The 24,666-nt window shown below is 36.8% G+C and carries 25 protein-coding genes and 1 riboswitch; of the genes, 22 read left to right on the forward strand and 3 right to left on the reverse strand.

Going from position 1 to position 24,666, the window contains the following annotated elements; genetic code table 11:
* Nucleotides 1–163: 163 nt before the first annotated feature.
* On the reverse strand, nucleotides 164–385 hold the full coding sequence (locus AN964_RS27035) for an LAGLIDADG family homing endonuclease (RefSeq protein ID WP_235950480.1): 222 nt from the start codon (nucleotides 383–385) through the stop codon (nucleotides 164–166).
* Nucleotides 386–601: 216 nt separating this feature from the next.
* On the opposite strand from AN964_RS27035, the gene AN964_RS27460 reads away from it, so the two are divergent.
* From AN964_RS27460 to AN964_RS27470, 3 genes are all read left to right on the forward strand, one after another.
* Entirely contained in the window at nucleotides 602–1,105 is a 504-nt protein-coding gene (locus AN964_RS27460; protein ID WP_340830571.1) for a DUF3231 family protein, read from the forward strand.
* A 58-nt stretch (nucleotides 1,106–1,163) separates the two neighbouring features.
* Complete coding sequence (locus tag AN964_RS27465; RefSeq protein WP_340833149.1) at nucleotides 1,164–1,325, forward strand: DUF3231 family protein; 162 nt, start codon at nucleotides 1,164–1,166, stop codon at nucleotides 1,323–1,325.
* A gap of 65 nt (nucleotides 1,326–1,390) precedes the next feature.
* Complete coding sequence (locus AN964_RS27470) at nucleotides 1,391–1,594, forward strand: DUF3231 family protein (RefSeq protein WP_340830573.1); 204 nt, start codon at nucleotides 1,391–1,393, stop codon at nucleotides 1,592–1,594.
* On the opposite strand, the gene AN964_RS06130 is transcribed toward AN964_RS27470, so the two are convergent.
* A complete protein-coding gene (locus tag AN964_RS06130; RefSeq protein ID WP_055738852.1) occupies nucleotides 1,519–2,793 on the reverse strand; it encodes a DHH family phosphoesterase in 1,275 nt (424 codons plus the stop codon). The genes AN964_RS27470 and AN964_RS06130 overlap by 76 nt on opposite strands.
* Nucleotides 2,794–2,973: 180 nt before the next feature.
* Here AN964_RS06130 and AN964_RS06135 point away from each other — a divergent pair, with 180 nt between their 5' ends.
* From AN964_RS06135 to AN964_RS06195, 13 genes are all read left to right on the forward strand, one after another.
* Nucleotides 2,974–3,360 carry a VOC family protein gene (locus AN964_RS06135; RefSeq protein ID WP_055738853.1) on the forward strand — a complete coding sequence of 129 codons (387 nt, stop codon included), beginning with the start codon at nucleotides 2,974–2,976 and terminating at the stop codon, nucleotides 3,358–3,360.
* A gap of 38 nt (nucleotides 3,361–3,398) precedes the next feature.
* The gene (locus AN964_RS06140; protein ID WP_055738854.1) at nucleotides 3,399–4,031 is read left to right on the forward strand and encodes an NUDIX hydrolase; all 633 of its coding nucleotides are present in this window, start codon (nucleotides 3,399–3,401) and stop codon (nucleotides 4,029–4,031) included.
* 337 nt (nucleotides 4,032–4,368) lie between these two features.
* A riboswitch (cobalamin riboswitch) is annotated at nucleotides 4,369–4,558 on the forward strand.
* A 116-nt stretch (nucleotides 4,559–4,674) separates the two neighbouring features.
* Nucleotides 4,675–6,522, forward strand: a complete 1,848-nt coding sequence (locus AN964_RS06145; protein WP_055738855.1) for a DUF4430 domain-containing protein — start codon at nucleotides 4,675–4,677, stop codon at nucleotides 6,520–6,522.
* 2 nt (nucleotides 6,523–6,524) lie between these two features.
* Complete coding sequence (gene srtD, locus AN964_RS06150; RefSeq protein WP_055738856.1) at nucleotides 6,525–7,100, forward strand: class D sortase, LPxTATN-specific; 576 nt, start codon at nucleotides 6,525–6,527, stop codon at nucleotides 7,098–7,100.
* 12 nt (nucleotides 7,101–7,112) lie between these two features.
* Nucleotides 7,113–7,886, forward strand: a complete 774-nt coding sequence (locus tag AN964_RS06155) for a DUF4430 domain-containing protein (protein ID WP_055738857.1) — start codon at nucleotides 7,113–7,115, stop codon at nucleotides 7,884–7,886.
* On the forward strand, nucleotides 7,887–8,774 hold the full coding sequence (locus AN964_RS06160; RefSeq protein ID WP_055738858.1) for an energy-coupling factor transporter transmembrane component T: 888 nt from the start codon (nucleotides 7,887–7,889) through the stop codon (nucleotides 8,772–8,774). It abuts the gene before it with no gap.
* Nucleotides 8,747–10,402, forward strand: coding sequence for an ABC transporter ATP-binding protein (locus AN964_RS06165; protein WP_055738859.1), 1,656 nt, complete (start codon nucleotides 8,747–8,749; stop codon nucleotides 10,400–10,402). Before AN964_RS06160 ends, AN964_RS06165 begins: the two co-directional genes overlap by 28 nt.
* Nucleotides 10,378–11,064 carry an ECF transporter S component gene (locus AN964_RS06170; RefSeq protein WP_055738860.1) on the forward strand — a complete coding sequence of 229 codons (687 nt, stop codon included), beginning with the start codon at nucleotides 10,378–10,380 and terminating at the stop codon, nucleotides 11,062–11,064. The genes AN964_RS06165 and AN964_RS06170 overlap by 25 nt, the downstream gene beginning before the upstream one ends.
* Nucleotides 11,065–11,316: 252 nt before the next feature.
* Entirely contained in the window at nucleotides 11,317–12,288 is a 972-nt protein-coding gene (locus tag AN964_RS06175) for an efflux RND transporter periplasmic adaptor subunit (protein ID WP_055738861.1), read from the forward strand.
* Between the two features lie 2 nt (nucleotides 12,289–12,290).
* Nucleotides 12,291–13,001 carry an ABC transporter ATP-binding protein gene (locus AN964_RS06180; protein ID WP_055738862.1) on the forward strand — a complete coding sequence of 237 codons (711 nt, stop codon included), beginning with the start codon at nucleotides 12,291–12,293 and terminating at the stop codon, nucleotides 12,999–13,001.
* Nucleotides 12,979–14,145 carry an ABC transporter permease gene (locus AN964_RS06185; protein ID WP_083489240.1) on the forward strand — a complete coding sequence of 389 codons (1,167 nt, stop codon included), beginning with the start codon at nucleotides 12,979–12,981 and terminating at the stop codon, nucleotides 14,143–14,145. The genes AN964_RS06180 and AN964_RS06185 overlap by 23 nt, the downstream gene beginning before the upstream one ends.
* Before the next feature lie 286 nt (nucleotides 14,146–14,431).
* Nucleotides 14,432–15,109, forward strand: coding sequence for a response regulator transcription factor (locus AN964_RS06190; RefSeq protein ID WP_055738863.1), 678 nt, complete (start codon nucleotides 14,432–14,434; stop codon nucleotides 15,107–15,109).
* A 3-nt stretch (nucleotides 15,110–15,112) separates the two neighbouring features.
* Nucleotides 15,113–16,336: a sensor histidine kinase gene (locus tag AN964_RS06195; RefSeq protein WP_055738864.1), complete on the forward strand. Its 1,224-nt coding sequence runs from the start codon at nucleotides 15,113–15,115 to the stop codon at nucleotides 16,334–16,336.
* Nucleotides 16,337–16,375: 39 nt separating this feature from the next.
* Here AN964_RS06195 and AN964_RS06200 read toward each other — a convergent pair whose 3' ends face one another.
* Nucleotides 16,376–16,783: a hypothetical protein gene (locus AN964_RS06200; RefSeq protein WP_055738865.1), complete on the reverse strand. Its 408-nt coding sequence runs from the start codon at nucleotides 16,781–16,783 to the stop codon at nucleotides 16,376–16,378.
* A 289-nt stretch (nucleotides 16,784–17,072) separates the two neighbouring features.
* Here AN964_RS06200 and helD point away from each other — a divergent pair, with 289 nt between their 5' ends.
* From helD to AN964_RS06230, 6 genes are all read left to right on the forward strand, one after another.
* Nucleotides 17,073–19,412, forward strand: a complete 2,340-nt coding sequence (helD, locus tag AN964_RS06205; protein WP_055738866.1) for an RNA polymerase recycling motor HelD — start codon at nucleotides 17,073–17,075, stop codon at nucleotides 19,410–19,412.
* Between the two features lie 514 nt (nucleotides 19,413–19,926).
* A complete protein-coding gene (locus AN964_RS06210) occupies nucleotides 19,927–20,877 on the forward strand; it encodes a magnesium transporter CorA family protein (RefSeq protein WP_055738867.1) in 951 nt (316 codons plus the stop codon).
* Nucleotides 20,878–21,085: 208 nt separating this feature from the next.
* On the forward strand, nucleotides 21,086–21,409 hold the full coding sequence (locus AN964_RS06215) for a metal-sensitive transcriptional regulator (RefSeq protein ID WP_055738868.1): 324 nt from the start codon (nucleotides 21,086–21,088) through the stop codon (nucleotides 21,407–21,409).
* A 364-nt stretch (nucleotides 21,410–21,773) separates the two neighbouring features.
* Nucleotides 21,774–22,562, forward strand: coding sequence for a DUF8832 domain-containing protein (locus AN964_RS06220; RefSeq protein ID WP_055738869.1), 789 nt, complete (start codon nucleotides 21,774–21,776; stop codon nucleotides 22,560–22,562).
* 153 nt (nucleotides 22,563–22,715) lie between these two features.
* The gene (locus AN964_RS06225) at nucleotides 22,716–23,567 is read left to right on the forward strand and encodes a transporter substrate-binding domain-containing protein (protein WP_055738870.1); all 852 of its coding nucleotides are present in this window, start codon (nucleotides 22,716–22,718) and stop codon (nucleotides 23,565–23,567) included.
* A gap of 121 nt (nucleotides 23,568–23,688) precedes the next feature.
* Nucleotides 23,689–24,381, forward strand: a complete 693-nt coding sequence (locus AN964_RS06230) for an amino acid ABC transporter permease (protein WP_055738871.1) — start codon at nucleotides 23,689–23,691, stop codon at nucleotides 24,379–24,381.
* Nucleotides 24,382–24,666: the final 285 nt, after the last annotated feature.

Below are 24,666 nucleotides of genomic sequence, written 5' to 3' on the forward strand. Positions count from 1 at the left end.
TCAAACATATTTTTCTTTTTTAATAAATTGGAAGAATATTTACCGTTTCTACTTGTAACTTGATCATATTTTTCTAGTATCCAAAAAGCACGTTTTCTTTTTTGATTAACCCTTAAATACGGTGCTGTTTGTTTTAAGGTGTCAAAAACATCTTTTTTCTTTTTTATAGATAAAGTAAAAGAATTTTTATGTATTTCAGGTTTGTAATTTTTTTATTATTAATTGTTCCTCCGGTCAATGTTTGTAAATAAACTAATAGTTCTTTATCTGTAGAAGAGATGGTTATACAAGGACGTCGATGTTCATTTTCATGCATTCGTGTTAAGGTAATGGTTCCTTCTACATCTATGATTCCCGCAACGTAGGCTGCCTCCCAATTTTCCATAGTCTCCCTCCTATGAAACATACGTTCCGATTATAAGTTATCAGAGTTTAGGGAAATTTTCAAATCTAAAATTACTTATACTTTCAGAAACATTAGAAATTTAAAACCCACTGCATTTCAATTTAAACTTTAAAATAGTTACACCCCTCAAAATAGTTATAATCATAATTTCTTTTGGTTAAATTAAAAAAAATGCAACTAAGAGAGGATACGATTATGACTTCTACTCATATTCCAATTACATCATCAGAATTAGCTAACATATGGAACTCTTATCAAGAGAAGTCCATGATGATGAGAATGTTAGAGCATTTTATAGAGCATGCCGATGAGGAAGAAAAGCAACTTTTGCTAATGCATTATAATAGTGCGGCTAAAACAGTAGAAGTGATTAAAAGTATTTTTCAACAAGAAGGTGCAGTCATTCCAATCGGTTTTACAGAAAGTGATATACATAAAGGAGTTTCCAAGTTATATGATTATATGTTTAACATCATGTATCTGCATATGATGACGAAAGTGGAAATGAGTCTCTATTCACTGTTTGCTGGTATGTCTTATCGAAAAGATATTTTAGAATTATTTATAGAGTTAACAGCACAGTCACAAGAAATAAATAAGCAATGCACCCAATTCCTTTTAGAAAAAGGGGTTTTATCACGTCCACCTTTTGTTTCCATGCCAAAAGAGGTACATTTTATAGAAAATACTGCATTATAGAAGTGGTTTTAATCTGTTTAGTGATAAAAGGTCGCTAAATACGATTGAAGTTTCGCTTATCCATCATGCCATTGAAATGAACCTAGTTGGACTGCAATTAATTATTGGCTTTGCCCAGGTTGCACAAAATAAAGAGGTGCAAAAATACTTTGTTGAGGGCATGGAATTGTCCAAAAAAATCGAAATTGATTTAGGTGGATTTTTACGCGAAAGTTTTTAGAGCCACCCGCAACCCATGCTGGAAAAGCAACTGATTCAAAGATTGCACCATTTTCTGATAAATTGATGATGTTCAATACCAATCTGTTAACTTCATTTAGCCTAGGCAGTAATGCATTGGGTGGGGCATTTAGTCTAAGAAATGATATACCGGTTAAAATGGCTATTCTTGCAAAAGATATTTTTACTTTCTCTCAAGACGGTGGAAAGATTATGATTAAGAATGGCTGGATGGAAGAACCTCCGCAAGTGGAAATTATCATTTCATAATTTGCTCTAATCTCTTCCGTCGTAACTGGCAAAGCAGTAGTTAAATGACGAAGATAGTCGTTGTCAAAACGAAGCCAGGAGTTATAGTTCCGTTTAATAAAATACTCAGCGCTCTCATAGGCATCAAACGATTCATCTATTCTTTTCCCGTTATGTATGACTTCAAAATCATGTTCGTTTAAGGGACGAATAAAGGAGATGTCTCCTTTTCGGTTTTCGTAACATGTACCATAATGGGCACATTTGACATTGATTTCGTTTCGCTCAGGATCCGGTTTGTGTGGAGATATAGGGAACACATCCACTACAAATTTTTCAAATGTTTCCTGTGACAAATCACATCCTGAAGCTTTTGGATGGCCACCGCCACCGAAGCGGGAGGCGAATTCTGATACATCAATATGATCGTATATCGTGCGAAAACCCACCTTTTTATTTCCGGCATTTATTAAAATAATCATATCCAGATGCGGATTCAGCTTATGCAATGCATTGCCGAGTTCAGATAAATACTGCTCCGCATGGACGATTCCCACACAATATTCCTCCACGAAGGTTTGGACAAGTTGTCTGTTTTTGGAATGAATATACCTATGGATCTTTTTGTCTTCTACGTCCAATAGTAGGTTTTCCGTATCTGTTAAGGTGAAGGAATTAGGATGGTCCTTTAATCTTTTGAGCAGATCTTCCTCAAAATGCTCCCTATCCATCATATAAAATAAGTCATTTAAACGTTTAGCAGCGACATTATTATTTTCATCCCATTCCCAAGTATCATATTGACGAACTAGATCAACAAATTCGTCCAATGCAGGGGTCTTTTGAATTTTTTGATGCTCCACGAGAAAATCATAAAACAGTGATGTCGCACAGGTTTTCTTACCAGTCTTATATTCGGGATCGACCATTGCCCATTTGTATTCATTAAAATGCATGGCCGTTACATGGTGGTCAATCATTTGAATCGGATGTCCATTAGAAAACCGCTTTTCAAGCTTTTTTTCCACATGTTCATTGACTGCCAGGTCCGTAATATATGTTTCGGTGTTATTATGATCGGGGTTATCGATAAAATGCTCCACACGTTGATTTAAATTTCGATAGGAACAATAAGAAACATTTGCATCTTCACCAAATGCTAGCTTGGCGACAATTCCGCAGCCTAATCCGTCTAAATCAATATCTGTAAAAAGCTTCATCGAATGCAGGTCTCCTTCATTTTTTTCTACCATAAGGATTATTTTAACCGAGGTGCATATCTTATACTCGCACCTAAAAAATATTTGTAAAACGTCAAAAATATTTCAAAAATTCTAAACAAATAGCTGTCTTTTCGGGTAAAATCTTTATGTATATAATTTTTTAAAAGGAGAATGAAAATGGATAGAATACAATCCTTAACCGTTTTACTAGTTTCAGACATAGAAAAATCAATGGCTTTCTATCAAGATGTTTTAGGATGTGAAGTGAACGATTGGTGGGCTCTTCGGAATGATTCATTGAAACTCGGGTTTAAACTTTTACAAGCAAAAGAAAATCAAATAATATCCCCTAATAGCAGCAATAATGAGGTTATATGGGATGCCTATGCTTACGCGTATGATTTTGCAGCCTTAGATCAATTACATAATGAGTGGAAACAAAAAGGGGCGAAAATTGTTCAAGAACCCGTAGTAACAGAGTTTGATTGGGGAGCATGGAGGGAATTTGCGATTGAGGATCCGGATGGGTATGTTTTGGCGGTAGGGACAGGAAATAAAGAATAAGTTTTTGCACAAAAGGCAACTAGATAGGAGTATGACAAATGACAAAAGAATTCTTTGATATTTTTGATGCAGATATGAATCACATGGGTGTTGCGGAACGAAATGAAGTTCACCAAAAGGGATATTGGCATAAGGCATTTCATTGCTGGTTCTATCAAATCGAAAATGGGGTGCTGAATGTTCTTTTTCAAAAAAGACAGCATGACAAGGATACCCATCCTAATTTACTCGATATAACTGCAGCAGGACATTTGACTGCAGGAGAACGTCCTCACGAGGGCATAAGAGAGGTAGAAGAGGAGCTCGGAATACAAGTACAAATGGATGAACTGGAATCGATTGGGGTTATCTCGGCAAGCTATACTGGTGATACATTTATCGATAATGAATTCTGCTACACTTACTTTTACCATTATAAAGAGCATATGGAAAAAATAATACCTGACCCTGTAGAAGTTGCTGGAATTTATCGAATTCCTTTTCACCAAATGGAAGGTTTATATAATGGTTCACTTAAATCTATTAACATCTCTGGTTTTGAATATAAAAATAACCAATTAACTAGCCTTCGCACAGATGTAGAGCTAAAAGATTTTGTACCTCATCCTTCGAATTATTATAAGGTGATTTTTGATAAGCTTTCTAAAATAAATAAGGTACTATCAACATGAAACTGATAGTACCCTTTTTTTAATTTACAGTTGTTTGATTTGGAGAATTCAACCTGAATGATCATCCGGAAAATAGGAATATTTTTGTGATAATCCGACAAACCCGGTAAAAACCGCCACGCTTGATAAACCGACAATCCATTTTAATCCTTTATTTTTCGCCATTATCCTCACTCCATATGAAATAATATCTGACTCGGTTGATTTTGATTATAGGAGGGAAGATTTAAAATAAAATTAATGGAATAAAATAAATTTCACTATCAGGTCAAATATCGGTAATAACCACAACTTGACATATTCTTACTTATTAAACTATGATAATATCGGTATTAATTTAATAGTGGGAAAACTAGGTTGATTGAATTATTTCAATCATTAAAAGGGAAGTTCGGTGAAAAACCGACGCGGTCCCGCCACTGTAAATGGGAGCTCTTTACAAAGATTATCCACTGTCTTACAAGATGGGAAGGAGTTAAAGAGTGTTGATCATGAGCCAGGAGACCTGCCTATTTTTTGCACCATAAACCTACGTGGATAGGTGGTGCTGAGCTCGAGGAAAATCGAACATTTTCACCTCCTGCGACGCACAACATCTTCACATTAGGAGATGTTTTTTTATTTTTTTCAAGGGGGAAGAGAAATGAAAGGAATGCTTTTCAAAAGAAGTTCTGTCGTGTTGACGGCTATCCTACTTGTGATGCTTCAACTAACGGGATTTTTTACAAATCCGGTATCTGCTGCTGCTTTAAAAAATGCAGCAATGATTTCGGTTGTCGATGAAAATGGTAAAACCGTCCTTCCACATTCTGTGTTGGAAATAAAGGATGGAGAAACAGCTTTCGATGTATTAAAGGAAGCAACTACAAAGAAAAATATTGCATTTGACTATACTACTGATCCTAAGTATGGCGCAAATATTGTACAAATTGGGGATGCAAAGCCTGACTATGCAAAGGACAGTACATATTGGGGCTTTATTATTAACGGCAGCATGGCTCAAGTAGGAGTATCCGGATACAAAGTGAAAAATGGGGATGATTTGCTATTTAAGGTAGTAAGTTACCCGGAGAAAACTATTTCCGCAAAAGTTTCTGCAAAAGATGTAAAAGGTAATGCACTGATACCAGAAACAGATGTAAAGGTCGTGGAAGGTGCCAATGCGTACGATGCATTAATACAAGCTGCTTCACAGAAAAATCTTGCACTAAAGGTTTCGGTAGATTCAAGTTACTTTGAATTTGTTCAAAATATCGGAAATGCGAAACTGAATGAAGGGGATTATTGGAAGACCGCTTTGAATGGAAATCCTCTACAATCATCCCTGTCAACAAACATTTTAAAAAATGGAGATAGTGTTGAATTAACCATTGATAATTATATAACACCGCCGGATTCCAATGGTGATAATGGAAACGGGGGCAATAATTCAGGAACTCCAGATGGAACAAAACAACCAAATGTAACGAAGCAACAGGTTGCAGCTGCAATGAAATCTTCTGCTTCTTATGTATTGAAAAATGGTGGTAATGATGAGTTTGAAATCATCGGACTGCAAAGATCCGGTCAAAAGATTCCTGCCGTTTATTTAAATAATATTAAAAAGACATTGAAAGAAAATGATGGTACATTCCGCAATGTTACCGATTATGAAAGATTAGCAATCGGTGTTACTGCAGCTGGAGGAAATGCTGCTAATATTGATGGTTATAATTTGATTGAAAAAATTTACTCCAATGACCGCATGACAAATCAAGGAACAAATGGGGTTATATATGCATTGCTTGCATTAGATAGCAAGAAATATAAAGTTCCTGCTAATGCAAAATGGTCTAGAGAAAAACTTGTAAACTACTTATTGGATAATCAGCTTAAGTCTGGTGGATGGGCACTTGTTGGCGATAATGCGAGTGTTGACATCACTTCCATGGCATTAGCTGCACTTGCTCCATATAAGAGCAAAGAAAATGTAAAAAATGCTATCGATAATGCAGTAAACTGGCTTTCATCCGTTCAGGATAAAAATGGCGGATTTAGCAGCGATATTAATGGCGGAGATGCAAGTGAAACGACTGCTCAAGTAATCATTGGTTTATCGTCTATCGGTGTTGACCCAACTGATAAAGCATTTACAAAAACAGGCGGAAACCTTGTGCAACATTTAATGTCATTCCATCAAAAGGATGGCGGATTTGCTCACATCGCAGCAGATCATGAATCAAATTTAATTGCAACAACGCAAGGCTTATTAGGATTAACTGCGTATCAGCAATATCTAAATGGAGAGGGCTCCATTTATCAATTTACAGGAAATGATGTGACTGTTCAGCCAGGTAATGATGCAACAAACACAGAAAAGCATCCTTCTGATAACGGTCAGCCATTGCCAAATACAGCAACCAATTATTATAACGTATTATTATTAGGTGTAATCCTTTTCATCATTGGTGCAGCTATTTACTTCTATAATCGTAAACAGAAAGCGGCTTAAACATGAAGAAAATTGCATTTGTGATCATGACAGCTGGTCTCATCTGTTTAATCTATAGTGGTACAGAATTGATGAAGGGCCGACAGCTCCAAGTGTCGGCTCTTCATCAAGCTAAAGCCATGACAAAAGAAATAGACAGTCCATTGAAAGTACAAGAAAAACAGGTCCTAAACAAAACAAATAAAAATATCATTGGATTGCTGGAAATTCCTAAATTGGAAAAAGAGCTGCCAATCGTTGAAGGAACAACGCTTGATGATTTGGCAAAAGGGGTTGGCCATTATAAAACCTCTTCATTACCAGGGGGCAAGGATCAAATTGTTTTATCAGGTCATCGCGATACTGTTTTTCTACGTTTTGGTGAGTTAAAAAAGGGTGATACGGTGACGGTAAAATTAAAAAGCGGCTCCTATCAATATGTGATTGATCATATGAAAATCGTTGACGCGGATGATCGAAGCATTATTCATTCCACAAAACCAAGGGAAGAGCTTGTATTAACAACATGTTATCCATTTCATTATGTCGGTAACGCACCAAAACGCTATATCATCTATGCATATCCAAAAACAACTTAGGAGGCAGGAAATATGAAAATATTTAAAACACCTTTCATAATGCTAATTGCACTACTTGTTATTTTCATGGTTTCCGGCTGTCAAAAAGACTCTGTAAGTCCAAAACAGCAGGAAGGAACATATACCGAATCTGCTTCCGCTAACCAAAATGTAAAAGAAAATACTTCAAAACAACAATCTAAAACCGAAACTAATAATACGAAAACATCAACTTCTGAAAATAAGTCTGAAACAGCTTCGCAAAAATCGGCTGGTAAAGGCGAGAGATCGAATAGTACCCAATCAACATCAACTTCTGTAAAAAAACAAGCGCCAACAAGTGCAAAAACAAAGACAGCAACTAAACCTAACACAAACTCAACTTCAACGGCAACTTCAAAACCAAATACAAATCAGAATAACAATACAAATAAATCAAAACCAAAAACGACACCAACAGCACCCAAGCCCAAGCTAACCGTAACCATTTCGATTGTAAGTAAAGATTTGAATAAAACCATTCTTTCTCCGACGCAAGTAACCATTCAAAATGGTGATACATTTCTTTCTGCTACAAGAACAATCCTTAAACAAAAAGGAATTCCGATTAGTGTACGAGGCAGCGGTGCATCGGCATATGTAGAAGGGATTGGCGATTTATATGAATTTGACCATGGGCCTTTAAGCGGCTGGATTGCCGAAAAGAACGGTGTGAAACTTGACCGCAGTGCCGGAGTTAAAGCGGTCAAAAGCGGTGACCAGGTTCGCTGGATTTATACGACAGATTATACAAAGGACACGAAATAAATGAATAGAGGCTTTCGTTCATTTCACCCTATCGTTTGTTTCCTATATTACGTAGGAGCGGCAGCACTGGTTATGCTTAATAAGCATCCGGTGTTTTTATTTATGGGTACTATGATTCTTATTTTTTATAATATTGCTCTCGACCGCGGTATGACATTGAAAAAGTGGTGGAAGATGGTATGGATTCTATCCGTTTTTTTTCTTATATTAACCCCACTTACTAATCATCGAGGGTCACATATATTGTTCTATCTTAGAGAAAATCCTGTTACGCTTGAAGCAATCATTCAAGGGATTATTTTGGCTTTATCGCTTTTTTGTTTAATGGTTTTATTTACATCCTATAATCTTGTCATTACCGCCGATAAATTTTTGTACTTATTTTCAAAATGGCTGCCGCAGTGGGCATTACTAACGATGATTTCGCTGCGATTTGTCCCTTTACTTAGAAGAAGATTGGCGGAAATTGAAACGGTCCAGCGGAGTAAAGGTCATTCCATAAAGACTGGAACGATAAAACAACGATCCAAAAACGGAATTCAACTTGTGCAAATATTACTTACCTGGTCGCTAGAAGAGGCATTACAAACAGCCGATTCGATGGCGGCAAGAGGATATGGATTACGAAAAAGAAGTCGCTACATCCCTTTTCAAATGAAAAGGAAGGATTGGTTTGCGCTTATTTATATGCTGGCTATTGGAAGCGTAAGTATTTTCGGATGGTGGCTTGGTGATGGTGTTTTATCGATTAGCCCTGTTTTAGAACCGATTTATCTAGAAGGAAGAGAATGGTTTTATCTCGTTATTTTTATTCTATTTATAGGTTTTCCGCTTGGTATAGAAGAAAGAGAGGCATTGCAATGGCACTATTGGAAGCGAAAAATATAACATTTCATTACCCAGATCAACCAAGAAAAGCAATAGATAATATCTCCTTCCAAATAGAGCAAGGTGAATTTATCGTTCTTTGCGGCCCATCTGGAAGCGGGAAATCAACTCTTCTGAGGCTTCTAAAAAGAGAGATTGCTCCACATGGGAAATGGACAGGAGATTTATTTTTTCAGAATCAGGCTATTTCTCATTTTTCAAGTGAACAATTGGCTCAGAGTATTGGGATGGTGTTTCAGGATCCGGAAAATCAGATCGTGATGGATCAAGTAATGGAGGAGCTTGTATTCGGATTGGAAAATATCGGAACTCCTACTGATGAGATGCGTAAAAAAGTAGCGGAGATGATTCATTTTTTCGGATTAGAAAATTTATTGCATAAAAGAACACATGAATTATCTGGCGGTCAAAAGCAATTGTTGAATTTGGCATCTGTTTTATTAATGGAACCGCAAGTACTGCTTCTGGATGAACCAACTGCACAATTAGATCCAATTGCAGCAAAAGATTTTATCGGAATGCTCCATCGGATGAATGAAGAATTTGGGATTACCGTTATCATTGCAGAGCATCGATTGGAAGAATTGTTTGCGCTTGCAGATCGGGTGCTAGTATTGGAACAGGGAAAGAAAAAGCATGATGGGTCGCCGCGTAAAATTATTCGGGAAATAGGCATGAATCCATCTAATAATATGTATTCCTATCTTCCAAGCAGTGCCTTGCTATATTTGGAGCAAGCACATGCGATTAAAGAAGAAGAGATACCATTAACCATTAAGGAAGGCAAGCGTTGGGTCGGAAAATTAAAGATAGAAACTATACAACAGGATGTAGAAACCCCTTCGTTTCCGAAGCCATTGGTAACAATGAAGGGAATTGATTTTCAATATGAAAGGAATCAAAAAAAAATTCTCGATAATCTATCAATGGAGATATACGAAGGAGAATGGTTTTCGATTGTGGGAGCTAACGGAACTGGGAAATCTACCTTGCTTAGAATAATGGACGGCCTTCAAAAACCACAACGTGGGGAAATAGTGTATAAAGGTAAAAAAGTAAAAGGACCGTTACCAATCGAGATGGGGTATTTACCGCAAAATCCAAAGCTCTTCTTTTTGCAGGAAACAATCCTCGATGAATTAACAGAGATTGCCAAGAAGCAAAATCTAGCGGATCGAGAAGCAAAAATCAATCATTTACTTGAAACCTTTAATCTAACTGAATTAAAGAATCGCCATCCATATGATATTAGTGGCGGTGAAGTACAAAAGGCTGCACTTGCGGGGGTGATGCTTTCGAACCCTTCCATTTTATTAATAGATGAACCGACAAAGGGACTCGATCCGGAAACGAAGAGGAGGCTGGGAAACTTATTGAAGGCATTGCAAAAAAATGGCTTGACGATTGTAATGGTCACGCATGACATCGAGTTTGCTGCTCAATATGCAACCCGCTGTGGGATGATGTTTCAAGGAAATATAACGGTAACCGCATCTCCTGATAAGTTTTTTCGGGGGAATGCATTTTACACAACTGTGATTAATCGGATTACAAGAGGCAGTCATGTTCCGGACGTTTTAACGGTAGAGGAGGCACGGAAAGTATGGCACGTTCTCGGAATGTCCTAGGATTTCTGGTAATCCTTCTGCTGTTACTATTAGTAGCCTTTACATTAATCGCACAGCACCATTATATTTTAGTAAGTATATTGTTCATGGTTTGTACATTTCTCCCTTTTATCATCCGCTTTGAGCGGCGCAAAGTTTCCGGCAGAGAACTTGTTATGTTGGCAGTTCTTGCAGCAATCGCAGCCGTCAGCAGAATCCCTTTTTCTTCGATTCCTAATGTGCAGCCTACTACATTTGTCATCATTGTAACGGGAGCAGCGCTTGGTGCCGAAAGTGGATTTGTGGTTGGGGCACTTGCAGCTTTAGTTTCGAATCTTTTTCTCGGTCAAGGACCTTGGACACCCTGGCAAATGTACGCATGGGGAATGATTGGAATGATTGCCGGATTTTTGCGAAATACATGGTTCATGAGAACAACCATTTCTAGATGTTTGTTTGGCTTTATTGCAGGATTTTTATTTGATTGGCTGATGAATTTATCTTATGTAGTAACCATATTTCAAAACATCACCCTTGCCCAATTTATTGCATATTACGCAATAGGCTTTTACTTTGATTTAGCCCACGCCCTATCCAATGTCTTTTTCTTAGCTATTTTTTCGAATAGTTGGGTGAAAATCCTGATAAGGTTTCGGAAGAAGTATGGATTATTGGATTTATAATAAACATGAATGCACACGGGATTCATTAGGAATTCTTGTGTGCTTTTTATTATATTTTTAATTTGCTAAAGATAACCATGAAAGAATAGCTAGGAAAATGTTCCTTAGAAAAATATTGTAAGGAAAAGGCTTCATTTTACATAATCTGATTAAGCAAAAATTAAGAAATCCTCTCCATAATAGGCTTATCTCATACAAAGAGAAACATTTCCAAATGATAATCGGTGTTCCAATGTGAAAGGAGTAAAGACATTGAAAAAGTGGATTATTACTATTGTTGTTCTTGTTCTTGTAATTGGCGGTGGTTCATGGTTTTATTTCAGCAAAAAGCAAAATCAGAACCAGGTGATGGCAGTGTCCAATCCGGTGGCAACTGTTCAAAAAGGAAAATTACAGGTTCAAATAAGTGGATCAGGTTCTGTTGAGTCTGCAAGCTCTGAAGATGTAAAAGCAAGCGCTAATGGAGTGGTTGATGAAGTCTTAGTATCTGCAAATGAAACAGTCTCCAAAGGACAAGAGCTGGTGACATTTACGGATGGCAGTGACCCTATTACAGCGCCTATCAAAGGTACGGTTACTTCATTGTCTATAGAAAGCGGGGACCGATTGAATAGCGGTACCGTCGTGGCACACATCACAAACTATAAAGATCTTCAAACAACGGTTAAAATTGATGAGTTAGATATTTCCAAAATTAAAAAAGGCCAAACTGCTGAAGTAACGGCGAATGCTTTTCCAGATACAACGTTTGCAGGCAAAGTTACGGATATTGCGGAAGAAGGCGATGTATCGAATGGAGTATCTACTTTCAATGTAACTGTCCATCTGACAAGTCCTAAAAATTTTAAAGTAGGGATGACTACGGAAGCGAAGATTTTAACCGCAAGCAAGGATAATGTCCTCTATGTACCTGTTGAAGCCGTACATACGAATGGAAAACAGAAATTTGTTATGGTGAAAAGCTCAGACGGACAAATTACAAGTCAAGAAGTGAAAACAGGCATTAATAATGATAGTTATGTAGAAATTACAAGCGGCCTACAAGAGGGACAACAAGTGCAGCTTCCTGCAATTTCGAAGAGCACTACCAATAGCTCAAGCAACATGCGCGGATTTGGCGGCATGGGAGGAATGGGCGGCGGTATGAATGGTGGATTTAACCGAGTGGAACGTGGAAATTGGGGCAATAATGGTGGCGGTATGAAAAGCGGAGGAGGTAATTAATCATGACTAAACCTCTTATTTCCATACAGAACATGGTGAAATCTTATAAAATCGGTGGGGAAACGGTAACCGCTCTCCACCGGATATCTCTGGAGATTAATGAAGGTGAGTTTTTAGCGATCATTGGTCCTTCTGGTTCTGGAAAGTCAACGCTGATGAATATGATTGGATGTCTTGATAAGCCTGACTCTGGTGAATATATCCTTGGGGATAAAAAGGTTGGTAGCTTGAGTGATAATCAATTGGCTACAATAAGAAATCAAAAAATCGGGTTTATTTTTCAAAACTTTAATCTTCTATCCAAATTAACCGCTTTAGAGAATGTGGAACTTCCGCTTTTATATAAAGGCATTCCGACTCAGGAACGAAAAGAAATGGCACTTGAGTGTTTGAAAAAAGTGGGGCTTTTAGATCGTGCTGCCCATCTTCCAACACAACTTTCTGGTGGTCAGCAGCAGCGTGTCGCTATCGCTCGAGCCTTAGTATGCAATCCTTCTATTTTACTTGCCGATGAACCAACAGGTGCACTGGATAGTAAAACAAGTAAGGAAATCATGGATGTCATGAAGGAATTAAATAAAATCGGTCATACCGTCATTTTGATTACACATGATTTAGAAGTAGCAGAACAGGCAAGGAGAATTGTTCAAATGAAAGATGGGAAATTGTTTGAAAAGGGAGGGGATCTTCTTGAAGCTTCTTCCGTCTATTAAAATGGCATTACGCAATATTAAGAGTAGTAAATTACGAGCATTTTTAACCATGTTAGGCATCATCATCGGGGTATCCTCGGTTATTGTACTCGTTTCAATAGGGCAATCCTCAACGAAAACCGTTACGGATCAAATTAATAATCTTGGGACAAATCTATTAACGGTGAATGTTTTAGATTCGAGTTCAAGTGATTTTAAAGAAGCAGATGCAGAAGGCTTAAAGAAAATCACCGGAGTAAAAGATGTTGCACCCGCTGTTCAAGGCAGAATTACCGCTAAGAATGGCCGAACATCCACACAGGTAAGCATGATTGGGACAACATCTTCCTATAAAACTATTCGAAATACGCCTGTTTCAAATGGACGATTCTTAGCCGATATTGATAATGAGTTTCGCATGAAGGTAGCGGTATTAGGATCAGATACGGCACAGACTCTTTTTGGAGCGGAAAACCCAGTCGGAAAATACGTTCAAATCAATGGAACATCTTTTAAAATTGTCGGGGTATTAGCATCAAAAGGCAGTTCTATTGGAGAAAGCGGTGACAGCGTCATTATTACACCGTTGAGTACAGCTGAACGTGTGCTGGCTTCCCTAAATGTTCAAACGGTATATGTTCAAGCACAAAATGAAAATCAATTAACCTTTGTACAAAATATGCTGGAGCGTTCCTTGTTATCTATTTTCCATAGTCAGGATAGTTACAGCGTCGTGAGTCAACAAGACTTGATGGATACAATGAGCTCTGTTTCGAAAACGATGACCATGATGCTCGGAGGAATTGCAAGTATCTCCTTATTAGTTGGAGGAATCGGAATCATGAATATTATGTTTGTATCTGTAACAGAACGGACGAAGGAAACCGGCATTCGAAAAGCAATTGGCGCGAAACGAAAAGACATTTTAACACAATTTTTAATAGAATCCATTGTTCTCAGTGCCATGGGAGGCATTTTAGGAATTGTTCTTGGATTTATAGCAACCAATGTCTATGGTTCTATTACGAATTCGACCATCGCCTTTTCTTTACCGGTAACGGCAATCGCTTTTATCTTCTCTTTATTAGTGGGTGTCATTTTTGGTGTTTTTCCAGCAAACAAAGCATCCAAACTACATCCAATCCATGCCTTAAGGTTCGAATAACAAAAAACGATTGCGTAGTTCGCGCAATCGTTTTTAATGTAGGTGTTTTTGTTAAACTCCGCTAATTTGTAAATGGAATGACTAATTTCTTTAAGAAACCCACAAGCGGACACCAGATCCGTTATGTGTGACAAAACAGGCTGTTTTTTTCCGTTTTGGCACATTTCATCCTTGATTCAAACAGCTCCACTTTTGAAATTTTAAAGCAAACAGTCAAAAATATATCAAAGTTTTAGAAGATGGTCGCATCTGGTAGAATAAATAAAAATGGAGGTCGTTTATCCCGATGAAACTATTGATTGTTGAAGATAATATAGATTTATTAGAATCAATGAAAAAAATATTAAGTGATGAATTTGAAGTGGACTCCGCTACAGATGGAGAAGAAGGATTATTTCTTGCCTTTCAAAATATATATGATGCCATTATCCTTGATGTAATGCTTCCGGGCATGGATGGTTTTGAGATTTTAAAAAAACTTCGAGCAGATCGGATTATGACACCAGTTCTATTTGTAACTGCAAAGGATGCGCTCGAAGACCGTGTAAAAGGTCTTGAAATAGGCGGTGATGATTATCTTGTTAAGCCGTTCCAGGCACCAGAACTAATTGCCAGAATTCGGGCTTTATTAAGAAGAAGCGGCAGCTTAACGATTGAACATACCATTCGTTATCGCGGTATTGAGCTTTTTGGAAAAGAACAAGAAATTAAAGTTGACGGAACACCAGTTAGACTAACGATTAAGCAATATGAGCTTTTAGAATACTTAATTCAAAATCACGGAAAAATTTTAACGAGAGAGCAAATATATGATCGAATTTGGGGATTTGATTCCGATACCACCGTTGCCATTGTCGAAGTGTATATTCATCACTTGCGAAAAAAACTTGAGGCTTACGGCTATCATAAGGATATTCAAAATGTCCGCGGAGTGGGGTATATACTGAAAGAATTTAAGGAGTAGCATATGTTCAAAAAGACACGTATAAACCTTACCATTTTAAATTCAATTGTTTTTATTTTAATTATTTATATTTTAGGCAGTATGATCTATTCTTACATTCGTATTTATGTATACAGAGATGCGGATCATTCGCTGCAGGATATGGTAGGAAGAGTCGGACTGACAGGAGAAATTCCAAAATTGGGAGTGCAAGGTCGGGATCCTCGTAACAATATAATCGTTCTGATCTGGAATGAAAAAAACGAGCTTTTGAACAAAAATGCTATTCAGGATAATTATCAAGATCGTTTTATCCCACACACTTTTGACAAAATTCAAACAATCGCGGTGGAAGGTTTCTATTTTCATACAATATCCGTTCAAGCAACAATGAATAATCAGCCGGTAAAGCTGGAATTTATTCGTAATGTAGATATAGAAAGAAACATTTTACGACGTTTGTTGTTGATGATGTTGATAGGAGGAGCAATTGGGATCATTCTTGCTATTGCAGCAGGTTTATTTTTGGCAGAAAGAGCATTGCGACCAATTAAAAATGCTTGGGATAAACAACAGCAATTTGTTTCGGATGCTTCCCATGAATTGAGGACACCACTAACTGTCATTCAAACCCGTGGGGACTTATTATTACAAACACCAGAAGCAACCATACAAGATAAACTCCCAGATATATCGATAATTTTAAAAGAATGCCGGCGATTAGCGAAGCTTGTTGCGAATCTATTAACATTGGCAAGATCAGACTCCAATGAATTGGAGATTGAACGAAAGGATTTTTATCTAGATGAGTTACTAAGAGATATTGTAGAGCATTTTTCAGAAGTTGCATCCTTTCAAGGAAAGGCGATTACGTTAACTTCTGCACCTCCTATAACCTTTTTTGGTGATCGAGATAGAATTCATCAATTGATTGTCATTCTATTGGACAATGCTATGAAATATACAGGAGATAACGGAATCATCGAATTATCATGCTTTGAAACAAAGAGCCATATTGGATTAACAGTAAAAGATAATGGAATTGGGATGAAAGAAGAAAATCTCGCTCATATTTTTGACCGGTTCTATCAAGTGGATAAATCCAGAACGAAATCAGAAAGCTTGGGGCTTGGTTTATCCATTGCTCAATGGATTATCGATAAGCATGCAGGGAAAATAAGAGTGGAAAGTAAGTTAGGGAAAGGGACAAAATTTGAGATTTTGTTCTCTAAGAGGAAAAAGATTTAAAAAGAGGTGATGCAGTAAATTGCTTCACCTCTTTTCTCATTATGCGGGTTCTGCATTCTTCTTACGATTCATTCCAACTATAATGGATAGTACAAGCCCTGATCCGGAAATAATCAACATAATCAGTAAACTGATAATATTGTTTTGCAGTCTTCTTAGTGTCATCGTAAATGTATTACCTTGCCGATTAAAATTCATTTGTCCGCGATAAAAGTTGCGATTTTGTCCATTGAAAGAGGATGTCCCATTTTGTCCTGCAGAGCTGCTATTATCCGAAGAATTCGGGTTGGAATCTTGACTCTGAAAATTAGATTGCCGTTGCTGAAAAAATGCCTGTGCGTTTTGTTGCATGCTTTTTTGTTGAAAATACGTATAAATACCAAAAACAGATTGGATAAATAATAAAAGCGCTGCTAAAAATCCAACCCAATAATGAATTCTTCTCATAATCATCTCTCCTTAAAAATACATTTATTATGATTATGAGAAGTATTACTTAATTTTTTCTTAAAAATGGATAAGGGATAAAAGGTTAGGGGTCATAATAGAGAGGAAACGAAAATAAAAAAAAGACATATCAAAAAGTCTTTTACAAATAAAGATGGCAAACTGGATGAAACCATGATATGATAAAAGATGGTCGACATCAGTTTAAATTATAAAAATATAAATATCCTATAATAACATTACCACAAAAGAAACTGGATGTCAACTATTTTTCCTCGGAGGTGCTTTCATGGAAAATCAAAGCAGAGAATGGACTCAGGAACAGGAGAGAGTAGATTATACCGTAAAAAAAGTTAGGAGTCACATAAATACCTTAGTAGCAAGTGCTGAAAATGTAAAACAGGAAGCGGAGGAAATTCGCAGAAATTTCTGGGAGGATGTCACTGTAAATTTTGATGAACCAGATGATGTTATTGAAACGATGACAAGCATCAAACAGCAGATGGAATTGCTTTCGGAGCGGGAACGAAGCTACGGTCATGTGGAAGAAAACGTAAAAACCCTGCAAAAGCTCGCTTCCTCCCCCTATTTTGCAAGAGTTGATTTTAGTGAGGAAAAGGAACCTCTGGAGCAAATCTATATTGGGATAGCTTCTTTTCTGGATGAACACGATGAATATCTTGTTTATGATTGGCGGGCCCCTATTTCAAGCATTTACTATGATGGGATTCCGGGGCCGGTATCTTATAAAACACCTGAAGGAACGCGGTATGGTGAAATGGAATTAAAAAGGCAGTTTCTCATTCGTGATGGCGTGATTCAGTCGATGTTTGATACAGGGGTAACGATTGGGGACGAAATGCTCCAAGAGATATTAGGGGCAAAAGCAAATACCCATATGAAAAGTATTGTTGCCACCATTCAAAAGGAACAGAATAAAATCATTCGCGATATTAAAAGTCAGCTTCTTTTTGTGCAAGGAGCTGCTGGAAGCGGAAAAACATCCGTTGCCTTACAACGAATTGCCTTTCTTTTGTATCATTTCAGAGAGTCACTAAATGCGGAACAAATTATATTATTTTCTCCAAACCCGTTATTTAATAGTTATATTTCAAAGGTTCTGCCTGAACTTGGTGAAAATAATATGGTGCAGACTACCTTTTATGATTATGCTCGCCATCGAATTGGTAAAGATCTTGAAGTAGAGAGCCTGTTTGAACAATTCGAAAACCGCCTTAAAGACCGTGATGAGCCATCAGATATTAGGGAAAAAGCAATCAACGTGAAAGGCAGCCTCGATTTTTACCATGCAATCCAACAATATGCAGAACAGCTTTTGGATAATGGATTGTTTTTCAGGGATATTGTTTTTCGCGGAAAGCAATTAATTTCTAAACAGGAAATCGCTGAGCTGTTTTACTCATATGACAAATCCTATTCCTTGCCCAATCGTTTTCCGTTAGTGGCTAAACAACTGCTGAGAATGTTAGATGAAAAAGCAAGGGAGGAGGAGCAAGAAGAGTGGGTAGAGGAGCAAATGGAGCTTTTAGATAGGGACGATTTCCTAGCTGCATTTAAAAGTGTAAAATCGGGGAAGAATGATGAAGTTTTTGACTCCTTTGAACAAGAAAAGTCTTATCTTGCTAAGGAGATTGTTGGCCGGTATTTTAGAAGGCTGAAAAGAAGTGTGAAGCAATACCGCTTTTTTCATCGAAAAGCTCAATATATTCATTTTTTAGAACAGGTTCCAAAACTCATGCAATTAGATAAACTGGGTATGTCCCAATCTGAGTGGGATTCTATAAGATCGCAAACCATGAGTCGTCTCCGAAATAAGCAAATACAAATGGAGGATGTAGTTCCTTATATGTACTTATCAGACCTAATAGAGGGGAAAAAATCGCAAACCTCCATGAAATATGTTTTTATCGATGAAATCCAAGACTATACACCTATTCAGCTCGCATATTTACGTTTTTTATTTCCCTACAGTAAATTTACGATGCTCGGAGATATTAATCAATCGATTCATGGAACGGAAAGCGAATCAAAAATTCAAATTGCAGAGGAAATATTCCAGAATCAAAAAAGTGAGATTGTTTATTTAAAGAAAAGCTACAGATCCACCATGCCCATCACACGTTTTACGAAGGCCATTTTAGAGGATGGGGAGGAAGTGGAACTATTTGAACGTGATGGTGAATTGCCGACCGTACTTATAACGAAAAATAAAAATGAAATGCTGGAAAAAGTTTTTGAAAAGGCAAAATGCCTTTCCAAGGAAAGCAACACGGTTGCCATAATCGGTAAATCCTTGGAACAATGCGAAGAAGCTTTCAGATATTTGCAGATGAGAATGGATGTTACTCTTTTAGGAATGGAAACAAGGGAATTTAATGAAGGAGTTATCGTGATCCCTTCGTACCTTGCTAAAGGCTTGGAATTCGACAGTGTCATTGTTTTAAACGCATCGGATGAAGTATATAGAGACTCAGAAAGAAAATTGCTTTACACGATTTGCACTAGAGCGATGCATCGTTTAGTGATAACAAGCATTGGAACGCCAACAAGATTATTAAATTCAGTGCAAAATGACTATTATCAAATAGCCGAAATCAGAGGAGAATGAAAAGAAATTTTCATTCTCTTTTTTTGTATATTTGTATAAAGTGGTGTGAAGGTGAACAATAAAAATAAATATGGTCGTTTCATAAACAAATCACTTTTACAACAATATAATAAAAAAACGATATCAGAAAAATAAAATGATTATTTACCCCATTGTTCTTTCAAGCATTTGGGTATAAGATTAACATGAAGCATACTGTAAAGGGGTTGGTATATTTGGATTCCAATGGTCCTGAACCAAGTAATTACGAGGAAGTCAAAAATCTTACGTCGAAAAGGAATTGGTACTAACCAAGGCTCTTTTCTTAAACTTGTTGCTTTTTAAAAATGAAAATCTAATAAATTTTCTTATTCGGCTTAGAAATGGATATCCATTTTAAGAAAAGATGTCCGAAACTAAGATTAAATTAGGGTTTAAAACAAATAGCAATAATTTATATGAAAACGGCCTTAACTAAATATCCACTCTGATGAAGGTACTGATGGCTTCCTCCATACAAGAGAGGAGGTTATTTATGCTTGAAATTTACAAAACAAATATTGAATCGAGAAAACTTGAGGTAGTGGATGAAATCACAAAAGGGTGCTGGGTAAATTTAAGCTCTCCAAATGAACAGGAAATTCAAAGAGTCGCCAAAGAAGCGAATGTTCCTGTTGATTTTATCCGTGATGCACTGGATGATGAAGAAAGATCCAGAATTGAAAAAGAAGAAGGCGATGTTTTTATCATTATCGATTATCCGTATATGGTGAGGGATGAATCCGGTTATTCCGTTTATGAAACTCTTCCATTGGGAATGATTTTGACAAAAGACTGTTTTATTACGATTTCATTAAAAGATGCACCTGTTTTAATGGACTTTAAAAACAATAAAATTAAAGAATTTTATACGTATAAAAAAACCCGTTTTGCATTTCAGATTCTTTTTGTTATTTCATCTTATTACTTAAGATATCTGAAACAAATTAACAAAAAAACAGATGATGTGGAACGTGAACTCCATCATTCATCCATGACCAATAAGGAATTATATTCATTATTAGCATTAGAAAAGAGTTTGGTTTACTTTACCACTTCTTTAAAATCTAATAAAATGGTTTTAGATAAAATTCTTCGGATAAAATATTTAAAAATGTATGAGGAAGACGAAGATTTATTAGAAGATGTTATGATTGAAAATACGCAGGCTATCGAAATGGCTGCAACTTATAGTTCGATTTTAACAAGTATGATGAACGCTTTTTCGTCGATCATTTCGAATAATCTTAACGTGGTCATGAAGTTTTTAACTTCGATTACCATTATTCTCGCTTTTCCTACCATGGTAGCCAGCTTCTTAGGAATGAACGTTCCGTTGCCATTTGGTTTGGAGCATTATCCACACGGATTTTTATCGGCAATTTTAGTTTCAATATTTTTGGCTGCAACCATAGCCTTTATTTTTTGGAAAAAGAAATATTTTTAATAAAATATCCACTAGCTGATAGTAGTTTGAGCTAGACACAGTTATATTTTTAGCTTATTTGCTACTTTCTTCTTTCTCAAAAAAGACTGGTCTTTTGATCAGTCTTTTTACATGATTACCTACAATAGTACATAACATTTCTTTTTATTTGCATACAATAAAAGGACACGATTTGAAGAACAAAGAATACGGAATGGGGGTATTTTTCATGGTAATAGGGGAGCAGGATGATTTCGTGAAAACAGATGAGCAGCAGGTCTCTCACCATTCTGAAAAAACGAAAAAAAATTTAATCACACGCTTAAATCGTATTGAAGGACAAATTCGAGGAATAAAAGGGCTAATTGAAAAGGATACTTATTGTGATGATGTTATAACACAAATATCAGCTACTCAAGCTGCTTTAAATAGCGTTGCGAAAATATTATTGGAGGGGCATATGAAGAGCTGTGTAGTAGAGCGAATTCAGCAAGGGGATATGGATGTGTTGGATGAGGTATTAACAACATTTCAAAAGCTTATGAAGAAATAAGTGAATTTTCCCTTGATGCATCGTAACGTCCTGTTGCAATGCCTTTCTAAGCTTCTATTCAGTTACGAATATTCGGGTATTAACGGACGGTATATTGGATGGAGTTACCTAGATTTACCGTCCATTAATACGGGATCAAACCTTATATAGATAAGTTTATTAATAAAAATGGACAAGCCTATTTTCCATTTTTTTGTTTTCTCTTATTGACATAGGGTAGGGGGGTATAGTAAATTAAAAGTATGAGGTGAACCAACAATTGACGTGAATACCAACTTTAGAAAAAATAAGTAAATTTTATTTTTTTAATTTGAAATATAGGATACCTAGGTATAGTAAATAAAAAATATAAGAGGTGTTTACAGTGAAAAAATGGGCAATTATTGCAGTTCTTTACTTAGCTGTCGTAATGGGCGGATATATGGTATATGCACAGTTCTATCCAAAAAGCAGTGAAGCCAAAATGGACCATCATGAAGAAGGCATGAGCCAAATGCATGCAGATTCACATGAGAAAAGTGAAGTGAAAACAGATTTGCATTATTCGGACGGTCTAATGACCATATCCATTAAGGACTTATCTGGAAAAACAGTGAAGGATTTAGAGGTTAATCACGAAAAGCTGCTTCATTTAATCATAGTAGATGATTCTCTTCAACACTATTATCATCTGCATCCACAGCCGCTTGAAAATGGAGACTTTAGTATCCACAAAACGCTGCCGGATGGTTCGTATAAGGCATTTATTGATATTAAACCAAAAAATTTAGCTTATCATGTTGTGCCCGTACCATTCGTTGTCGGGCAGGAAAAAGGGGCAAATGATCATGAAGCACTTGTTCCTGATAGTTCATTAACAAAAACGGTTGAGCAAAAAACTGTTTCATTAAAAATGAATACATTCCAAGCATCCAAACCAGCTACTTTAACATTCGATCTTGATCGATCCCACTTAGAGCCTTATCTAGGCGCTGTCGGTCATGTTGTTATCCTTGATGAAAATGGCAAAAAATATTTACATGTACACCCCAAAAATGAAGAAGAACCTGTATTTGAAACGGAATTTGAAATGCCTGGAATTTATAAAATCTGGGCGGAATTTAAACAAAATGGGAAAGTAAGAACATTTCCGTTTGTCATTGAAATTAAATGAAGGAAGGGCCAATTCAGAGAATGAATTGGCCCTATTAATCTAAAATTCTGTCTACTAAAATTTCCATTGCACAAATCCAAGTTCAATGCTATGTTTTAATCTGTTGAGGCTGGAAAGCAGTCTTTTGATAAAACATTAATGGGGGATATTTACATGTTTAAAGTACATACATTGAAACGGCTTCCAATCGTTCTGTTTATAGTAGCAGTAATGTTGGTAACTGCAGCTTGTGGAAGCAATAAAACTGAAAATCAAAAACAAACAGCTTGGGATAAAATTAAGGAAAAGGGTGAGCTAACTGTTGCCACTTCCGGAACACTTTACCCTGCCTCCTATCACGATTCAAAATCCAATCAATTAACGGGATATGATGTGGAAGTAGTTCGTGAAGTAGCAAAAAGATTAGGATTAAAGGTTAAATTTATAGAAATGGGCTTCGATGGAATGCTTACTTCTGTAAATAGCGGTAAAGTAGATCTTGCTGCAAATGATATTGCGATAACAAAGGACCGTGAAAAGAAATTTGCCTTTTCAGCTCCATATAAATATTCTTTTGGTTCGGCAATTGTTCGCAAAAGCGACAGCTCCGGCATTCATTCCTTGGATGATTTAAAAGGAAAAAAAGCAGCTGGGGAAGCAACCACTACTTATATGAAAATCGCACGTGATCATGGTGCTAAGGAAGTTATCTATGATAATGCAACCAATGACCAATATTTACGTGATGTTTCTACGGGAAGAACAGATGTCATTTTAAATGATTATTATCTGCAAAAGCTAGCGATTGCGTATTATTCAAAATTAAACATCATGATTGAACCACATATCCGCTTTTCACCTAGCAGCGGCGGAATGATTATGAAAAAAGATAATCAGGAATTAAAAAATAAGATTGATAGTACCTTGAAAAAAATGAAGGAAGACGGCACTCTTACAAAGCTATCTAAGCAATTCTTTGCAGGTGATGATGTGTCAGTAAAACCGAATATTAAGTTTTCGAAATAAGCTCTATCAAATCACCTTATACGAATACATTCACGCTAGTTTTCATTCCGAATAAAACCGGTTCACGTATATGTATGAGGCAAAAATTTTAAACAACATTGATATTAAATCTAATTAAGAAATGAGGGAAGGACAATTGGGTGATATTCAGTGGCAATATTTATTTAATATAAAGCTCGCTATTGAGTCCTTCCCATATGTGCTACAAGGAATTGGCTACACAATGCTGCTTTCCTTCGTCAGTATGGCGTTGGGACTTGTCCTTGGCTTTTTTTTGGCATTAGCAAGAACTTCGAAGTTTCGATTACTAAGATGGTTTTCTAGGATCTACATTTCCTTCATGCGTGGTGTACCAATCCTAGTAATATTGTTTTTACTATACTATGGATTTCCAATCATCGGAATCGAATTTACCGCAGTGACGGCAGCCATTATTGGTTTTACACTAAATAGCGCGGCTTTTATGGCGGAAATTTGCCGTTCATCCATTTCCTCGGTTGGAAAAGGTCAGTGGGAGGCAGCTGCATCGCTTGGTTTTTCCTACTGGCAAACAATGAGAAGAATTATTCTTCCGCAAGCCATTAGGATTGCCATTGCACCCTTATTCAATGTGTTTCTTGATTTAATTAAAGGAACCTCTCTGGCAGCCATGATTACGGTGCCGGAAATGTTTCAAAAGGCGAAAATTGTCGGTGGAAGAGAATTCGATTATATGACAATGTATATTTTAGTTGCCCTAATTTACTGGGCACTCTGTACCCTAATTTCCTTTATTCAGGATTACATGGAAAAAAGATATGAAATGGATATATGAAAGAGGTCACTTCATTAGAGAAGTGACCTCATTTTCATTGTGCGCCCGGCATGGGTGTAGTCTCTAGGGTGAAAGTCCCGAACTGTGAAGGCAGAAGTAGCAGTTAGCTTAACGCAAGGGTGTCCGTGGTGACGCGGAATCTGAAGGAAGCGAGCGGCAAACTTCCGGTCTGAGGAACACGAACTTCATACAAGGCTAGGTATCATTGGATGAGTTTGCAATACAAAACAAAGTCCTTTCTGCCGAAGGTGATACAAAGTAAATGAAGCAGATAGATGGAAGGAA

The organism is Heyndrickxia shackletonii, from assembly GCF_001420715.1.
In the GTDB taxonomy this organism is placed as follows: domain Bacteria; phylum Bacillota; class Bacilli; order Bacillales; family Bacillaceae_C; genus Margalitia; species Margalitia shackletonii.

Excerpts from the sequence above, each read along its gene's own strand:
- AN964_RS27035 (WP_235950480.1), bottom strand. The coding sequence starts at position 385 with ATGGAAAATTGGGAGGCAGCCTACGTTGCGGGAATCATAGATGTAGAA.
- AN964_RS27460 (WP_340830571.1), top strand. The coding sequence starts at position 602 with ATGACTTCTACTCATATTCCAATTACATCATCAGAATTAGCTAACATA.
- AN964_RS27470 (WP_340830573.1), top strand. The coding sequence starts at position 1,391 with ATGATGTTCAATACCAATCTGTTAACTTCATTTAGCCTAGGCAGTAAT.
- AN964_RS06130 (WP_055738852.1), bottom strand. The coding sequence starts at position 2,793 with ATGAAGCTTTTTACAGATATTGATTTAGACGGATTAGGCTGCGGAATT.
- AN964_RS06135 (WP_055738853.1), top strand. The coding sequence starts at position 2,974 with ATGGATAGAATACAATCCTTAACCGTTTTACTAGTTTCAGACATAGAA.
- AN964_RS06140 (WP_055738854.1), top strand. The coding sequence starts at position 3,399 with ATGACAAAAGAATTCTTTGATATTTTTGATGCAGATATGAATCACATG.
- AN964_RS06145 (WP_055738855.1), top strand. The coding sequence starts at position 4,675 with ATGAAAGGAATGCTTTTCAAAAGAAGTTCTGTCGTGTTGACGGCTATC.
- srtD (WP_055738856.1), top strand. The coding sequence starts at position 6,525 with ATGAAGAAAATTGCATTTGTGATCATGACAGCTGGTCTCATCTGTTTA.
- AN964_RS06155 (WP_055738857.1), top strand. The coding sequence starts at position 7,113 with ATGAAAATATTTAAAACACCTTTCATAATGCTAATTGCACTACTTGTT.
- AN964_RS06160 (WP_055738858.1), top strand. The coding sequence starts at position 7,887 with ATGAATAGAGGCTTTCGTTCATTTCACCCTATCGTTTGTTTCCTATAT.
- AN964_RS06165 (WP_055738859.1), top strand. The coding sequence starts at position 8,747 with ATGGCACTATTGGAAGCGAAAAATATAACATTTCATTACCCAGATCAA.
- AN964_RS06170 (WP_055738860.1), top strand. The coding sequence starts at position 10,378 with ATGGCACGTTCTCGGAATGTCCTAGGATTTCTGGTAATCCTTCTGCTG.
- AN964_RS06180 (WP_055738862.1), top strand. The coding sequence starts at position 12,291 with ATGACTAAACCTCTTATTTCCATACAGAACATGGTGAAATCTTATAAA.
- AN964_RS06190 (WP_055738863.1), top strand. The coding sequence starts at position 14,432 with ATGAAACTATTGATTGTTGAAGATAATATAGATTTATTAGAATCAATG.
- AN964_RS06195 (WP_055738864.1), top strand. The coding sequence starts at position 15,113 with ATGTTCAAAAAGACACGTATAAACCTTACCATTTTAAATTCAATTGTT.
- AN964_RS06200 (WP_055738865.1), bottom strand. The coding sequence starts at position 16,783 with ATGAGAAGAATTCATTATTGGGTTGGATTTTTAGCAGCGCTTTTATTA.
- helD (WP_055738866.1), top strand. The coding sequence starts at position 17,073 with ATGGAAAATCAAAGCAGAGAATGGACTCAGGAACAGGAGAGAGTAGAT.
- AN964_RS06210 (WP_055738867.1), top strand. The coding sequence starts at position 19,927 with ATGCTTGAAATTTACAAAACAAATATTGAATCGAGAAAACTTGAGGTA.
- AN964_RS06215 (WP_055738868.1), top strand. The coding sequence starts at position 21,086 with ATGGTAATAGGGGAGCAGGATGATTTCGTGAAAACAGATGAGCAGCAG.
- AN964_RS06225 (WP_055738870.1), top strand. The coding sequence starts at position 22,716 with ATGTTTAAAGTACATACATTGAAACGGCTTCCAATCGTTCTGTTTATA.
- AN964_RS06230 (WP_055738871.1), top strand. The coding sequence starts at position 23,689 with ATGAGGGAAGGACAATTGGGTGATATTCAGTGGCAATATTTATTTAAT.